The organism is Kocuria rosea, assembly GCF_023715525.1.
GTDB classification, from domain to species: Bacteria; Actinomycetota; Actinomycetes; order Actinomycetales; family Micrococcaceae; genus Kocuria; species Kocuria rosea_A.
Genome location: NZ_JAMBOG010000058.1, coordinates 1 through 629 on the forward strand (window position 1 = coordinate 1; position 629 = coordinate 629).

Annotated in this window: 1 protein-coding gene; it reads right to left on the reverse strand. The window is 63.6% G+C overall.

The genetic code is table 11. The features are described from left to right. A partial coding sequence (locus M3185_RS16955; RefSeq protein ID WP_251334844.1) for a Rieske 2Fe-2S domain-containing protein occupies window positions 1-188 on the reverse strand: 188 nt, incomplete at its 3' end. Window positions 189-629: the final 441 nt, after the last annotated feature.

Genomic DNA, 629 nt, shown 5'->3' on the forward strand with positions numbered 1-629 from the left:
TGCAGCGGGCACTCCACCTCGCAGCCCTCGACCCAGCCGTCGGCCAGGGAGGCGTCCTGGTGGGTGCAGGTGTCGTCGATGGCGAACAGTTCGCCCTCCTCGGTGTGGAACACCGCGATCGGGGGAGAGGTGTCGAGCCGGATGGCGTCACCGGGGGCGAGATCGGTCAGGGCGCAGGCCTTGTGCATCAGAACGGTTCTTTCGGTGGGTTCTGGGAAGAAGCGACACGAGCTCCAGGAAATGGGCTCGCGGTGCGCAACCTATGTCGTAATTCGCAACATTGTCCGGCTCTCGGCGAGGGGTGTCAAGGAATGGCGGGTCGGCGGCGCCGACCGAAACCGAGGGGATCAGGGGGTGCGAAAAAAACGCTCCCCAACTTGACAGCGGTTCGTGACGCGCGTCACGCTAATAATCACATTACGACGCGGGTTGCGTAATACGCGCCCATCCACGGATGAGGATCTCCCGACTCCCGTTGCCGTTTTTCTGTGTTCGCATCCTGAGGCCCGGAAGGGGTTGTTGATGGAGTCGCTGGTCATTGTTGGTGCTTCGCTGGCGGGGTTGTCGGCGGCTCGGGCCGCGCGGCGGCAGGGTTTCACCGGTCGGGTGGTGATCATCGGTGATGATCC